Below are 14,383 nucleotides of genomic sequence, written 5' to 3'. Positions count from 1 at the left end.
GCCCTCACCCCTGCCCGTCAGGCCGCACCCGCCCCGGTGAGGGCCCGCACCTCCGTCTCGGCGTGCTTGGCGGCATGGCCGGGAACGTCCGCGGGCGCGGGCGAGGTGACCGTCCCGAGCCAGCCCGCGAGGAACCCGAGGGGCACCGAGACCAGGCCCGGGTTCTGCAGCGGGAAGAGGTGGAAGTCCACCCCCGAGAAGATCGCGTCCGGGCCACCGGAGACCACCGGGGAGAGCACCACCAGGACCACCGCCGGAAGCAGCCCCCCGTAGACGGACCACACCGCGCCACGCGCGGTGAACCGCCGCCAGAACAGCGAGTACAGCAGCACCGGGAGGTTCGCCGACGCGGCGGCGGCGAACGCGAGCCCCACCAGGAACGCCACATTGAGGTCGTCGGCGAGCAGCCCGAGCCCGATCGCGACCGCCCCGATGCCCACCGCGGCGATCCGCGCCACCACCACCTCGCCGCGCGGTGTGCGGCCCGCCCGTCGGCTCAGCGAGCCATACAGGTCATGGGCGACGGAGGCCGAGGAGGCGAGGGTGATCCCGGCGACGACGGCGAGGATGGTGGCGAAGGCGATGGCGGCGACGACCGCGAACAGCACCGTGCCCCCGGTCGATCCGGCGCCGCCGCCGAGGTCGAGCGCGAGCAGCGGAACGGCCGTGTTCCCGGCCGCGTTGGAGGCCCGTACGGCGTCGGTGCCCAGCACGGCGGCCGCGCCGAAGCCGAGCACGATCGTCATCAGGTAGAAGCCGCCGATCAGCCCGATGGACCAGATCACCGAGCGGCGGGCGGCGCGGGCGGTGGGCACGGTGCAGAAGCGCGAGAGGATGTGCGGCAGCCCGGCGGTGCCCAGCACCAGGGCCAGGCCGAGGCTCATGAAGTCCAGCCGGGCGGTCCAGCCACCGCCGTAGGTCCAGCCACCGCCGTAGGCGAGCCCGGGGGCGAGGAAGTCCACGCCGTGCCCGCTGTTGTGCGCCGCGGTGCTGAGCAGGGCGTCGAGATCGCCGCGGAAGCGGATGAGGACCAAGGCGGTCAGCGCGATCGCCCCGCCCATCAGCAGCACGGCCTTCACGATCTGGATCCAGGTCGTGGCCCGCATCCCGCCCAGCGCCACGAAGACCACCATCAGGGTGCCCACGCCGATCACCGTCCAGGCGCGGGCCCGGCCGCCCGTCTCCCCGATCAGCAGGGCGACCAGACTGCCCGCGCCGACCATCTGGGCCACGAGATAGAGCACACAGACCGTGACCGACGAGACGCCCGCGGCGATCCGGACCGGGCGCTCCCGCATCCGGGCGGCCAGCACATCGGCCAGAGTGAACCGGCCGCAGTTGCGGACGAGTTCGGCCACCAGCAGCAGGACCACCAGCCAGGCCACGAAGAAGCCCACGCAGTAGAGCACCCCGTCGTAGCCGAAGAGCGCGATGAGTCCGGAGATGCCGAGGAAGGACGCGGCGGACATGTAGTCACCCGCGATGGCGAAGCCGTTCTCCATCGGGGAGAACAGCCGCCCGCCCGTGTAGAACTCCTCCGGCGAGCCGTGCCGTCGGCGCCCCGCCCAGGTGGTGATCCCCAAGGTGGCCGCCACGAAAACGCCGAAGAGCAGCAGCGCCAGGCTCTGCTGATCGCCGGTCACCGGCCGCGCCCCCGCATCATCTCCTGCGTCACCCAGCGGAGTTCGAGCGCGACCCGGTCCCGGCGCAGCCGGGCGTGCCGGGCGTACGCCCAGGTCAGCAGGAAGGTGGTGGCGAACTGCCCGAGCCCCGCGACCATCGCCACATTGAGCGTGCCCACGACCGGGCGGGCCATCAGACCGGGGGCGGTGGTCGCCGCGACGACATACGCGAGGTACCAGAGGAGGAACGCGGCGACCGCCGGGAACACGAACCGGCGGTAGCGCCGGCGCACCTCCTGGAAGGCGGCGCTGCCGTGCACCTCCGTGTAGACCTCCCGGGCGGCGGGCGGACGCGCGCGCCGAGCTCCGCTGTCCGTGTCGTCCGGCTCGCCCCAGCCGGACGTGAGCGTGTCGTACCACGGATCTTCCACCCGCGCCGCTCCCGTATCGCGAGCGTTGTGCATGTCCACCCCGAACACTCCTTGTTCACTGCCGCATTCGCCGCGTGACCAAGGATGGGCAGATCAGAAAGATCCAGGACCCTTCAATACCGGACGTTCACCCCATCAGGTGACTCAGGTGATGAACAGCCCGGAATCGGCACTCCAGGAGCGGGCCGGGCGGGAAAACGCCGACGGGGCCTCCCGGGTGGGAGACCCCGCCGAACCGGCCGTGGCGACGGGCCGGGCGTCAGACGTCGATGCGCGACCGGTCCAGGGTCGCCGCCGAGTTGGTGATGAACTCCTTACGGGGCGCGACCTCATTGCCCATGAGCAGGTCGAAGGCGCGCTCGGCGGCCTCCAGGTCGCTGATGTTGATACGCCGCAGGGTGCGGTGGCGCGGGTCCATGGTGGTCTCCGCGAGCTGGTCGGCGTCCATCTCGCCCAGACCCTTGTAGCGCTGGATGCCGTCCTTGTAGCGGACCTCGCGGCGCTGGAGGTCCAGCAGCGTCTCCTGGAGCTCCTGGTCGGAGTAGGTGTAGATGTACTTGCTCTGCCCCCGCTTGGGGTTCACCAGCTCCACCCGGTGCAGCGGCGGCACCGCCGAGAAGACCCGTCCCTGTTCGACCATCGGCCGCATATAGCGCTGGAAGAGGGTCAGCAGCAGACAGCGGATGTGCGCGCCGTCGACATCGGCGTCGGCGAGGAAGATCACCTTGCCGTAGCGCGCCTGGTCGATGTCGAAGGTCCGGCCCGATCCGGCCCCTATCACCTGGATGATCGCGCCGCACTCGACGTTCTTGAGCATGTCCGAGATCGACGACTTCTGCACATTCAGGATCTTGCCGCGGATCGGCAGCAGCGCCTGGAACTCGGAGTTCCGGGCCAGCTTGGCCGTACCCAGCGCCGAGTCCCCCTCGACGATGAACAGCTCGCTGCGGCCCACGTCGTCGCTGCGGCAGTCGGCCAGCTTCGCGGGCAGCGAGGAGGACTCCAGCGCGGTCTTACGGCGCTGTGCCTCCTTGTGCTGGCGGGCCGCGATGCGCGTACGGGCCGCGGCCACGACCTTCTCCAGGACGGCCCGGGCCTGCTGCTTGGCATCCCGCTTGGGGGAGGTCAGGAACTCCTTGAGCTCCTTGGAGACCACATTGGCCACGATCCGGGATGCCGCCGAGGTGCCCAGCACCTCCTTGGTCTGGCCCTCGAACTGCGGCTCGGCCAGCCGGACGGTCACCACCGCCGTCAGGCCCTCCATGGCGTCGTCCTTGACGACGTCGTCCTCGGCGACGCGCAGCAGCTTGGCGGAGCGCAGGGCCTCGTTGACGGTCCTGGCGATCGCGCGCTCGAAGCCGGCGACATGGGTGCCGCCCTTGGGGGTCGCGATGATGTTGACGAACGACTTCACGGTCGCGTCGTATCCGGTGCCCCACCGCAGCGCGATGTCGACGCCCAGGTCGCGGGTGACCTCGGTCGGCGTCATATGGCCGCGCTCGTCGAGGACCGGCACGGTCTCCTTGAAGGTGCCGTGGCCGGACAGCCGCAGCACATCGCAGACAGCCTTGTCCTGGGCGAGGTACTCGCAGAACTCGCTGATCCCCCCGTCGTAGCGGAAGGTCTCCTCGACCGGCCCCTCCCGCCCCTCCAGGGCCCGCTCGTCCCGGACGACCAGGGTCAGCCCCGGCACCAGGAACGCGGTCTGCCGGGCGCGGGCGTACAGCGTCTCCAGGGAGAGCTTGGCGTCCTTGAGGAAGATCTGGCGATCCGCCCAGTAGCGGATGCGGGTGCCGGTGCGGGTCTTGGGGACCCTCTTGCCCTTGAGGAGGCCGCTGGACGGGTCGAACGGGGCGTCCGGCCCGGATTCGGTGAAGATCCCGGGGACGCCGCGGCGGAAGCTGATCGCGTGGGTCTTGGCGTCCCGGTCCACCTCCACGTCGAGACGGGCGGACAGCGCGTTCACCACGGAGGCGCCGACGCCGTGCAGACCGCCGGAGGCGGCGTACGAGCCGCCGCCGAACTTTCCGCCGGCGTGCAGCTTGGTCATCACGACCTCGACGCCGGACAGCCCCGTCTTGGGCTCGACGTCCACCGGGATCCCCCGGCCGTTGTCGCGCACCTCCACAGAGCCGTCGTCGTGGAGGATCACCTCGATGTGATCGCAGAAGCCGCCCAGGGCCTCGTCCACCGAGTTGTCGATGATCTCCCAGAGGCAGTGGCTGAGTCCACGGCTGTCGGTCGAGCCGATGTACATGCCAGGGCGCTTGCGCACTGCCTCGAGCCCCTCGAGGACGAGAAGGTGCCGCGCGGTGTAGTTGGAGCCGCCCCGGTCTGCTCCGGTCAGCAGCGCAGTGGACGGCACGGACGTATCGGCGGTCACGCGGTTCGCTCCTCGCTGAATTTCTGGTTGGCCCAGCTGTGGGCACGATGGTGGCATGGTCGCCCGTCAGAGCGTACCGAGGCCTGATAGAGCCTTTGTGCCGCCACCCGTTGAAACGTCCATGCTAGTCGCACCGGCCACTGTTTCGCTCGTACGTTCGATACCTGGCGGGGGTGACGCGCACATCACGTTCCCTTTCAGGCATGAACCATTTAGGCTCCGGGCACGTCATCATTCACAACCGGCAACCCAGCCGGGAGCGTGAACCAGACAAACGACTCGATACACCAAAGCTAGGCAATACGGCTCATTCGCCGCCAAACGTCACCATCCGGCCTACTCAGAAGCAATTTTTGGGAAAAAGCCACGAGCGGGAACGATTTCAGGCTGGTTGGATGTTGACCCTGGTACGACAGCTCGTCGAGCTAGAGAAGAGGCGACGTGACTACTGTTCTGACCCCCGCGAGCCCGTTGACGGCCGCTGACCGCTGCGACCGCTGCGGCGCCCAGGCGTACCTGCGCGTGGTGCTGATCAGCGGTGGTGAACTGCTCTTCTGTGCCCATCACGGGCGCAAGTTCGAGCCGGAACTCAAGAAGATCGCCGCGGAAATACAGGACGAGACCGAGCGGCTCACCGCAGATCCGGCGTCCGCGTCCGACGACGAACACTGAGGCCTCACACCCACGACGACGAGCGACGCCGGCCCAGGGCCGGATCCCGGGCGGTCTGCCCCCGAGTGGGGCGGCCGCCCACGCTCGTTTCGTGGGTCCGTCCGCACAACCCCACGGGCCCTCCGGGGCTCCCTCCGCATTCATCGCCACCACGGGACTCCAGCTCAGCCATGGGCCGCCACCAGATCGGCCACCGCCGAGATCCTCGTATAGACCCCGGGCCGCCCCGCCACCGCGCATCCGCTGCCCCAGGACACCAGGCCCACCAGCCGCCCCCGGGCGACCAGCGGCCCCCCGCTGTCCCCCTGACAGGCGTCCCGGCCCCCGTCCGGCAGCCCCGCGCAGACCATGGACCGCGGGTCGTAGTCCCCCTCCGCGTTGCCCGGATAGGCGCGCTCACAGACCGTGTCGGCCAGCACCTGCACGGACGCCGTGCGCAGCGCCGACGCATAGCTGCCATCGCCCTGCGTATCCCCCCAGCCGTACACCGCGGCCTTTTCCCCCGGCCGGTACGCCCGGTCGCCGCTGCCCGCCATGGGGATGGTGTAGGCCGCCGGCACCGCGACCCCCAGGGTGAGCACCGCGATGTCCCCGGCCCTGTTGTCGCCCTCGTACTCCGGATTGACCCACACCCGCGCCGTCGGGTACTCCACCCCGTCGCTCTTCCGCAGGTCATTGCGGCCGACGATCACCCTGAGGTCCTTGACCTGCCGCCAGTCCATGCCGAGCACCCCACGGCTCAGACAGTGGGCCGCCGTGACGACCGTCGTGGGCCCCACCACCGCCCCGCCGCAGAACTGGCCCGACCTCTTCTCCCCGAAGAGCGCACGGCTGGCCAGGGCCACCGTCCAGGGCGCCTCGACCATACGGGCCGGATGCCCGCCGATCACTACACGGTCGGCCGTCGCCGGAGCGGGCGCGGTGAGCACCATCGCGAGCGCGGCGGCCAGCGGCACCACCAGGACGACGAGGAGCGGGCGGAGCGACGTACGCATGCAGCCTCCTGACCATACGGAGCGTCTCGCACACTCAGAGTTACCCCCTGTGTCGCAAACCGCATCCCGAGTGGGCCAAGCGGGGAACATGGCGCCGCGCAGCGCGAAGGCCGGGCCCCTCGATGGGCCCGGCCTTCGCGCCGTACCGCTTCGGTTATGAGGCGGCGGTCCGCATCAGTCCAGGTAGTCGCGGAGGACCTGGGAGCGGGACGGGTGGCGCAGCTTCGACATCGTCTTGGACTCGATCTGACGGATGCGCTCACGCGTCACGCCGTAGACCTTGCCGATCTCGTCGAGGGTCTTCGGCTGGCCGTCGGTGAGGCCGAAGCGCATCGAGACCACGCCCGCCTCACGCTCGCTGAGCGTGTCGAGCACGGAGTGCAGCTGCTCCTGCAGCAGGGTGAAGCTGACCGCGTCGGCCGGGACGACCGCCTCGGAGTCCTCGATGAGGTCACCGAACTCGCTGTCGCCGTCCTCGCCAAGGGGGGTGTGCAGCGAGATCGGCTCACGGCCGTACTTCTGGACCTCGATGACCTTCTCGGGGGTCATGTCGAGCTCCTTGGCCAGCTCCTCCGGGGTGGGCTCACGGCCCAGGTCCTGGAGCATCTGGCGCTGGACGCGCGCCAGCTTGTTGATGACCTCGACCATATGCACCGGGATACGGATGGTGCGGGCCTGGTCGGCCATGGCGCGGGTGATCGCCTGACGGATCCACCAGGTGGCATACGTGGAGAACTTGTAGCCCTTGGTGTAGTCGAACTTCTCGACGGCGCGGATCAGACCGAGGTTGCCCTCCTGGATGAGGTCCAGGAAGAGCATGCCACGGCCCGTGTAGCGCTTGGCCAGGGAGACCACCAGACGGAGGTTGGCCTCCAGGAGGTGGTTCTTCGCGCGGCGGCCGTCCTCGGCGATGATCTCCAGCTCGCGCTTGAGCTTGGGGGCCAGCTTGTCCGAGTTGGCGAGCTTGTCCTCGGCGAACAGGCCGGCCTCGATGCGCTTGGCGAGCTCGACCTCCTGCTCGGCGTTGAGCAGCGGGACCTTGCCGATCTGCTTGAGGTAGTCCTTGACCGGGTCGGCCGTGGCACCGGCCGCGGCGACCTGCTGGGCAGGGGCGTCGTCCTCGTCGTCGTCGGAGAGCACGAAGCCCGCGTTCTCGGGCTCGGCCTCGGCGCCCTCGGGACCGGGCTTGCCCGGTGCGGCCTCCTCGATGACCTCGTCGGTCTCGAGAAGCTCGTCGGTGACGTCCTTCTTGCCGGTGGTCTTCTTCGCGACCGTCTTCTTGGCGGCGGCGGTGGTCTTCTTGGCGACCGTCTTCTTGGCCGTGGCCTTCTTGGCGGCGGCCTTCTTCGCGGGGGACGCGGCCTCATCGGCCGGGATATCGCCGGCGTCCGCCGATGGGATGGCCGGGGCTGCGGGGGCCTTCTTGGCGGTGACCGTCTTGGCCGCGACAGCCTTGGTGGCGGTGCGCTTTGCCGGGCTCTTCGCTGCGACGCTCTTACGGGTGCGCTTGGGCGCTTCTGCGGCACTGACCATCAGCGTCACACCCTCCTCGTCGAGGATCTGGTTGAGGCTGCGCAGTACGTTCTTCCACTGGGTTGGCGGAATCTGGTCAGCCTCGAAGGCCCGGCGCACATCGTCGCCTGCGATCTGCCCCTCAGCCTTTCCCCGCTCGATGAGCGCCATGACAGACTCCGACTCGGCGATCTCCGGCGGGAGCGTACGGGATGTGCTGGCCGACACGAACAACCTCTCGGAACGTTGGAAACGGCTTCCGGCTCAGTCCGGTGGGGACCGGAGCCGACGACCGCCGGCAGGGATGAACCGACGGCGCGGGCGGAGTGCGGAGGAGTACAGCGGTACGAGCGACATCCGTATTCCCTCCGCGGCTGCCACCTCTTTAATCATCGCGCTACCCCAAAGAGCGTTACGCCCAATACTCGTGGCCCGAGTCACACCCCATAACGGTCTTAATGCCCATCCAACGGGACAGAAAACTCCCGGTCGCGCACCGATGGGAGTCATACGGTGCCGACCGATCGGCCGCGCCGCGCCGCCGAACCCGCGGCGCGGGATCCGGCGACGCCCTCTCGTACGCCGTACGGCATCCATCGGGCCGGCACTCGCCGCCTACCGACACCGCCTTGCCGTACGTCGTACGCGGCACGCTCCGGACGCCCGGGGATCCGGGCACCGGACGCGCCGACGGATCAGTGCTCGCGCGGCGCGGGCACCCCGACCTCGGCATGATCGAGATCCGGGTGGACGGTCAGCAGCTGGCGCATCGCCGCCTCGGACGCCGCGGCGTCGCCCTCGCCGATCGCCTCGACGATCCGGCGGTGGTGGGTGACTCCCGCCTCGGTGAGACGGTCGCAGGCGGAGACGGGCGCCCCGGAGACGTGGAGCGAGGCGGCGACGATGCCCGCCAGGTGCTCCAGCATCCGGTTGCCCCCGACCTGCAGCAGCAGCCCGTGGAACTCGGCGTCGGCGCGGGAGAAGGTGAGGGTGTCACCCTGTGTCAGCGCATGGGTCATGATCTCGACCATGTCGGCCAGCCGCTGCTGCACCTCCTCGCGGCCGTGCCCGGCGGCGAGCCGGGCGGCCAGCGGCTCGATGGTCCAGCGCAGCTCGCACAGCTCGCGGCGCTGGTCGTCGCGCTGTGGGCCGAACGCGCGCCACTCGATGATGTCCGGATCCAGCAGATTCCAGTCGCTGACCGGGCGGACCCGGGTGCCCACATTGGGGCGGGCGCTGACCAGGCCCTTGGCCTCGAGGACGCGCAGCGACTCCCGTACGACGGTGCGGGAGACCTCGAAGCGCTGTCCGATCTCCTCGGGGACGAGCGGACGGTCCGCACCCAGGTCGCCGGAGACGATCATCTGGCCCAGCTGCTGTACGAGTTGGCCGTGCAGCCCGCGGCCCCGGTTGCCGGCCGCGCGTCGGCCCACCCGGCCGATCTCTGCCTCGGCGCCGTCCCAGGAGGAGGGGACGCTGCCGCGGCCGGAGCCGGGGGCGTCGGCGTAGGAGTAGCGGTCAAGCTCGCCCGAACCGGCCAGGCCGGAGTCGGCGGGGCGAGCCGCGGTCATCGTGGTGTGCGCAAGGGTACTCACGCATCCTTTGTCGGCGACGCCTCGGAAGCCCTTGAGGTCTTTGGTGAAAAGCACACGAAAGGGTGATCGCCCATTACCTCATAATTGACGCTCAATCGGACAGAAAGAAGCATGCTGCGGGGAGTTGCGAGCAGTTCGCGCTATGGGTGTGCGAATCCACTTCGGGCCTGGTCCACTGGATCCGCACGGGCCTGGCGACCGGCGGGCCGGGCCTGGCCGCCCGGCCCGGGGTTGGTTCTACTGGCGGGTGCTCCTGCCGCGCAGGCCGGTGAGGGCGTAGGCACACAGCAGGACGGCGACCGACAACATCAGGGCCTGTCCGACCGGTTGGGAGGCGAGCCGCAGCGCGACCGCCAGCCCTCGGTCGATCATGGACGGCGGCCGGTCCAGCGTCGCCGCGCGCAGCCGGTGCGGCAGCATGACCAGCGATCGCAGCGACGGATCCTCCGCCGCACGCTGGACGACGGGCACCGCGAGGATCGGCACGGCGAGCAGGGTGGCCAGCCCGAGGGCGGTGGACCGGAAGACTCCGGCGGCGAGCAGCCCGGCCCACGACGAGCCGATGGTCAGCCCGAAGACGCCGACCACCAACTCCGGCCAGTCGCCCGGCAGCGGTACCGCGTTGCCGCCGACGAGCAGCAGGAGCGCCGCGCTGTCGAGCACGATGACGCCGAGCGACAGCAGGAGGGCACCGGCCGCGCAGACCGCGAATTTGGCGGCCAGCAGCCCCAGCCGTCGGGGCACGGCGTCCCGGGTCGCGGCCAGTGCCGGAAAGCGGAACTCGTCCCCGAAGGCGAGGGCTCCCAGCAGGCCGGCCGCGATGGCGACGGGAGGCAGCGGCAGGTCGGCGGGCCAGCCGGTGAGCCGGTGCAGCTCGCCGACGCCACCCGCCCGGGCGAGCAGCACGGAGGCGAGGAGGGAGGCGATGATGGCGGCGACGCCGATCAGCCAGCCGGTCCGTACGCCGGTGGTGCGGCGCAGCTCGTAGCGCATCGGCCAGGCGGGGCCGGGGAAGCGGAGCTTGGGGAGCAGGCGCAGCGGGGGCGCCTCGGAGTCGCGGGCGCGGGCGCCCGCGGAGGTGCCCGGGCCCAGATCTGCGGTCTCCTCGACCAGCCGGTGGACCACGATGCCGTGGCGGTAGGCGGTCTCCCCGACGGAGGCGGGGGACAGGCCGTAGACGGAGATGTGGGTCTCGTCGTCCCGCACCACGGAGAACGGGTCGGCGGGCGCGGCGACCGGCACCTCCTCGGCCTTGATCCCGGCCACGGCCCCGGTCCGCGCGGCGGCCGCATCGGCGTCGGCAGCGGGGGCGGGCACAGAGGCGGCGGGGACAGGGGCGGGGGCAGGGACGGGGGCAGCCTTCTTCGCCTTGCCCGACTTGGCTGCCTTGCCATCCGACTTGGCCGCCTTGTGGTCCGGCTTGGGCGCCTTGCCCTCCGGCTGGACCGCCCTGCCGTCGGCCGCGGCCTCCGCGGTGGCCTTCTTCGCCTCGGCCCCGACAGCGGCGCCCCGGGCAGCGGGCTGGGCCTTCCTGACCTTGCGCCAGATCGCCCTCTTCCTGACCTTGGGGCCGGCACCCTCGCCCTTGGCGGCGTCGACCCCTTCGGCGACGTCGGACGGGGCGGCGTCTGCCTTTGCCGCCTCGGCCTTGGCCGCGAGCCCGGCCGCGGCCCGGGCCTCCTCCTCCGCCTTGGCCTCGGCCAGCTGACGGGCGGCCTGGACCTCCTCCTCCAGGACGGCGGCGAGCCGGCCGACGAGCGGGGAGTGGACCACGACACGGGGGCGCAGCCGGGTCTGGGCGAACTCGTCCACCGGCTGATCGGCCACCAGCCGGCCCGACTCCAGGGTGAGCACCTGGTCCGCGACGCGGATGGCATCCTCGGCGTCCTCGGTGGCGACGAGGACGGCGCCACCCTGGGCGGCGAATTGGCGCAGCAGCCCGTAGAGCCAGGCGGTCTCCCGGGCCGACAGGCCCCGTGCGGGCTCGTCGAGCACCAGGGTGTGCGGATCCCCGAGAAGAGCGATGGCGATCCCGAGACGACGCTCCGCCCCGGTCGACAGATCACCGAGACGCTCGTCCGCCAGATCGGTGAGGCCGACCACGTCGAGCACCACGTCGGCGCGTGCGGCGGGCACCCCGGCCGCGGCACCGAGCATCCTCAGATGCCCCCGCACGGTGCGGCCTGGGTGACCGGGGACGTCCTCGAGGAGAACGCCGATCTCATGAGCCGGGCGCCGGATGCGGTGCAGGGGGCGGCCCCGGAAGAAGGCGGAGCCATGGCCCCGGTCGAGCTGCAGCAGAAGCCGCAGCGCGGTGGTCTTGCCCGCGCCTGGGCCGCCGAGCAGTGCGGTGACCCGGCCCGCCGGGGCCTCGAAGGTGAGGTCGTCGACAACGGGCGGCTGGTTGCGGCGGGGGGTGCTGGTCAGTCCGGTGGCCTGGATCATGGCTTCTCCCGCGGGGCATGGAACCGCTCGATGGCACGTGGGGACTGGTGGCGTACCGGAGCACGTTAACCCGCTATGTCCTATTTCTTCGGGACATAGCTCTCCCGTGGATTCGTCGTGTCATGGCTCGTCACACCTCGGGACGGAGCATGGGCGGATTGAGCAGCGTCGCTCCTCCGGCCCGGAACAGCTGGGCGGGACGGCCGCCCTGACGGGTCGTCGTACCGCCCGTGGGCACCAGGAAGCCCGGGGTGCCGGTGACCTTGCGGTGGAAGTTGCGCGGGTCCAGGGCCACGCCCCATACCGCCTCGTACACCCGGCGCAGCTCGCCGACCGTGAACTCCTGCGGGCAGAAGGCAGTGGCCAGCGAGGAGTACTCGATCTTGGAGCGGGCGCGCTCGACCCCGTCCGCGAGGATGCGGGCATGGTCGAAGGCGAGCGGGGCGGCCAGATCGCCGTCGCGACCGAAGGCCCCGTCCTGGTCGAGCAGCGATCCGACCGGGGCCCAGCGCACGCTGTGCGCGTCGCCTCCGGCCCGGGGCGCGGGCAGATCGGGTGCCAGCGCGAGGTGCGCCACGCTGACCACGCGCATGCGGGGGTCCCGCTTCGGATCGCCGTATGTGGCGAGCTGCTCGAGATGGGCGGCGTTCGGAGGGACCGGAAGCGTGGGGTCATGGGCGAGCAGCCCGGTCTCCTCGGCCAGCTCCCTGGCAGCGGCGGCGGCGAGATCCTCATCGGCCCGCACGAAACCGCCGGGTAGCGCCCATCGCCCCTTGAAGGGCGCCTCTCCGCGTCGGACGGCCAGCGCACACAGCGAATGCCGCCGCACGGTGAGCACGACCAGATCAACGGTGACGGCGAACGCCGGAAAGGCCGACGGGTCGTAGGGCATGACGCGATCATAGTCGTCTGCCTGACGATAATCAGGCCCTTGAGCATGATCACCAATGTTCGGGAAATCGCTCTCTCAAGCGCTCGCCTGCACGAATCCCGCACCTCCTTCCGAACGCCTCCGAGCCGCCCCACGCCCCGGACCACCACACCCCGGACCACCCCACCGGCCGTCCACCGGCCGTCCACCCCAGGCCCCGCTCCAGGGCTCCCCTCGTCGCGTCTGGCCCCCGCCCCACGGCTCCCCCGGGGCCCGGGTCAGCGGCGGCTGCGCGTCCCCCGCCCACCGGTCCGGCGCCGGGCGCGCGGCCGCCCTTCCGGACGACGCCTGCCACTCGGCGTGCCCGCCCCGGCCGGGCCGCTCTTCCCACCCGGGCCCACCGTCCCGCCCGGCCACTCCCGTGCAGACTCTCGCTCTTCCTTGGCTTCTGCTTCAGCCAGTTCCTCCGCCTCCGCCGACTCCTCCGCCTCCTCCGCCTCCGCCAGCTCCTCCATCTCTGCCGGCTCCTCTGCTTCCGCAAGGGTGGCCCGCTCGGCGGGCTCAGCCGAGTCGACCTGTCCGGCCGTCTCCAACGGCTCGGCGTCCGCCGGGTCGCCGAGCCTCTCCAACTCCGCGTGCACTGCCGCGTGCACAGCGCGGTCGGCACGCTCGGCGCGGTCGGCCCCGTCGGAGTCCTCCCGACGCAGGCACTGGCGCAGCAGCTTCGGATGGACCCCCTCATTGCACGCCTGGTGCAGCAGCCTGGCGAAGAGATAGTCGGGATCGACCCGCAGGGCACGACCGAGCGCCACTCGTGCCGTGAGCTCATCACCCGCCGACCAGGCGACCCACCCCGCCAGGGTGAGCGGCGCCGCCGCATGTTCCCCGTACGAGCCGACGCAGCGACGGGCCAGCGCGCGCCACAGCCGCAGCGCCGCGTCGGCGTCCACTTCCTCCATCCATCCGGCCGCCCGGTCCCGGGTCCGTCGGTCCTGCAGCCCGATGATCACCGCGGCCGCCTCCTGATCGTCGAGCAGCCGGTCATCGTGGAGATCGGCCGCACACGCGTCGGCGGCCGACGGCGCGGACTGGAAGCTGTCCAGCATGCGGCCCACCAGACCGAGGGTTTGCGTACACACCGTCGTGGACTCAGCACCGTCCAGAATCCTTGGCACGAGCTCGGCCCCGGCCGCGTCCAGCGCCCGCTCCTGCCCGTCGGCCCGGGGTGCGCCGAGCGGGGCGAGCCTGGCCTCCATCTCGCGCAGCGAGCCGCGCACCTGGACCCCCGCGAACGTCGCCGCCGCGGCCATGACCGAGGTGCCGGGCAGGGCGAGCGGAACGCCTTCCGGCGGGCAGCAGCGCCGGTCGGGACAGACATAGGACCAGAACCGGCCGCCGGAGATGCACAGCGCCTCGAACACCGGCACCTCCAACCCGCCGCACGCGGTGCGCAGCCGCTGCGCGAGTGGCCGCAGCCGCTCCATCGCCTCCTCCCTCGACTCGCCCTCGGCCGGCTCCTGGCACAGGAACAGCACGACCCCGTCCGGCCGCCCGCCACGCCGCTCGCTGCCGCTGATCAGGCATTCGGCGAGCTGGTCGCAGACTTCGGGCCACTCCTCCGGGATCCGGGGAATGCCGAGCCTCAGCCTCCCGCCGAACCGGCCGCGGGAGCCGTGCAGCGCGATCATCACGATGCTGTCGTCAGGCTGAAAACCCAGGACATAGGGCAGGGCGTCGGCGAGCTCGGCCGGGCTGCGGAGGGTGACCTGCTCTTCGCCGGGCAGGCCGGCCGCTTCGTTGTGTCGAGTCATGGCCCGACGGTCCCTCAGCCCCGTCGGCCCCGCCACCCCTGTGGAT

General features: G+C 71.2%; 10 protein-coding genes. 1 reads left to right on the top strand and 9 read right to left on the bottom strand.

Annotated features, from left to right (window positions below; translation table 11 throughout):
* Nucleotides 1–17: 17 nt before the first annotated feature.
* The 3 genes from STRVI_RS09330 to STRVI_RS09320 all read right to left on the bottom strand — a co-directional run bounded on the left by STRVI_RS09330 (nt 18) and on the right by STRVI_RS09320 (nt 4,436).
* Entirely contained in the window at nt 18–1,643 is a 1,626-nt protein-coding gene (locus STRVI_RS09330; RefSeq protein WP_014055389.1) for a solute symporter family protein, read from the bottom strand.
* Complete coding sequence (locus STRVI_RS09325) at nt 1,640–2,092, bottom strand: DUF485 domain-containing protein (RefSeq protein ID WP_014055388.1); 453 nt, start codon at nt 2,090–2,092, stop codon at nt 1,640–1,642. Before STRVI_RS09325 ends, STRVI_RS09330 begins: the two co-directional genes overlap by 4 nt.
* 220 nt (nt 2,093–2,312) lie before the next feature.
* A complete protein-coding gene (locus STRVI_RS09320; RefSeq protein ID WP_014055387.1) occupies nt 2,313–4,436 on the bottom strand; it encodes a DNA gyrase/topoisomerase IV subunit B in 2,124 nt (707 codons plus the stop codon).
* Between the two features lie 441 nt (nt 4,437–4,877).
* Between STRVI_RS09320 and STRVI_RS09315 the strand changes: the two genes are divergently transcribed.
* On the top strand, nt 4,878–5,108 hold the full coding sequence (locus STRVI_RS09315; protein WP_014055386.1) for a DUF7455 domain-containing protein: 231 nt from the start codon (nt 4,878–4,880) through the stop codon (nt 5,106–5,108).
* 164 nt (nt 5,109–5,272) lie between these two features.
* Here STRVI_RS09315 and STRVI_RS09310 read toward each other — a convergent pair whose 3' ends face one another.
* The 6 genes from STRVI_RS09310 to STRVI_RS09285 all read right to left on the bottom strand — a co-directional run bounded on the left by STRVI_RS09310 (nt 5,273) and on the right by STRVI_RS09285 (nt 14,337).
* The gene (locus STRVI_RS09310; protein WP_014055385.1) at nt 5,273–6,103 is read right to left on the bottom strand and encodes a S1 family peptidase; all 831 of its coding nucleotides are present in this window, start codon (nt 6,101–6,103) and stop codon (nt 5,273–5,275) included.
* Between the two features lie 174 nt (nt 6,104–6,277).
* Entirely contained in the window at nt 6,278–7,843 is a 1,566-nt protein-coding gene (locus tag STRVI_RS09305) for an RNA polymerase sigma factor (RefSeq protein WP_208949127.1), read from the bottom strand.
* 467 nt (nt 7,844–8,310) lie between these two features.
* Nucleotides 8,311–9,264, bottom strand: a complete 954-nt coding sequence (locus STRVI_RS09300) for a FadR/GntR family transcriptional regulator (protein WP_014055383.1) — start codon at nt 9,262–9,264, stop codon at nt 8,311–8,313.
* 183 nt (nt 9,265–9,447) lie between these two features.
* Nucleotides 9,448–11,655, bottom strand: a complete 2,208-nt coding sequence (locus STRVI_RS09295; protein ID WP_014055382.1) for an ATP-binding cassette domain-containing protein — start codon at nt 11,653–11,655, stop codon at nt 9,448–9,450.
* A gap of 130 nt (nt 11,656–11,785) precedes the next feature.
* Nucleotides 11,786–12,547 (bottom strand): NUDIX hydrolase, encoded by a 762-nt coding sequence (locus STRVI_RS09290; RefSeq protein WP_014055381.1) that lies wholly within the window; start codon nt 12,545–12,547, stop codon nt 11,786–11,788.
* A gap of 257 nt (nt 12,548–12,804) precedes the next feature.
* A complete protein-coding gene (locus tag STRVI_RS09285; protein WP_014055380.1) occupies nt 12,805–14,337 on the bottom strand; it encodes a DUF4192 domain-containing protein in 1,533 nt (510 codons plus the stop codon).
* Between the last annotated feature and the right edge of the window lie 46 nt (nt 14,338–14,383).

The sequence above is a fragment of the Streptomyces violaceusniger Tu 4113 genome (assembly GCF_000147815.2).
GTDB lineage: Bacteria > Actinomycetota > Actinomycetes > Streptomycetales > Streptomycetaceae > Streptomyces > Streptomyces violaceusniger_A.
Note: the sequence above shows the minus strand (reverse complement) of the source record. Positions and strands in the feature narration are given on the sequence as shown.

Coding starts and splice junctions, on each gene's coding strand:
- STRVI_RS09310 (WP_014055385.1), bottom strand. CDS start 6,103: ATGCGTACGTCGCTCCGCCCGCTCCTCGTCGTCCTGGTGGTGCCGCTG.
- STRVI_RS09295 (WP_014055382.1), bottom strand. CDS start 11,655: ATGATCCAGGCCACCGGACTGACCAGCACCCCCCGCCGCAACCAGCCG.
- STRVI_RS09290 (WP_014055381.1), bottom strand. CDS start 12,547: ATGCCCTACGACCCGTCGGCCTTTCCGGCGTTCGCCGTCACCGTTGAT.
- STRVI_RS09285 (WP_014055380.1), bottom strand. CDS start 14,337: ATGACTCGACACAACGAAGCGGCCGGCCTGCCCGGCGAAGAGCAGGTC.